Annotated in this window: 1 pseudogene; it reads left to right on the forward strand. The window is 65.9% G+C overall.

Annotated features, from left to right (window positions below):
- Positions 1 to 246: pseudogene (gene tuf, locus LL06_RS25575) on the forward strand (elongation factor Tu); the annotation flags it as partial.

Below are 246 nucleotides of genomic sequence, written 5' to 3' on the forward strand. Positions count from 1 at the left end.
TGTCGTCCTACGACTTCCCCGGCGACGACATTCCGATCGTCAAGGGTTCGGCTCTGGTTGCGCTGAACGACGGCGACAAGGCCATGGGCGAAGACGCGATCCGCGCGCTGATGGCGGCCGTCGACGAATACATCCCGACGCCTGAGCGTCCGATCAACATGCCGTTCCTGATGCCGATCGAGGACGTGTTCTCGATCTCCGGCCGCGGCACGGTCGTGACCGGCCGCGTCGAGCGCGGCGTCGTCA

It is taken from the genome of Hoeflea sp. BAL378 (assembly GCF_000759435.1).
Classification (GTDB): domain Bacteria; phylum Pseudomonadota; class Alphaproteobacteria; order Rhizobiales; family Rhizobiaceae; genus Hoeflea.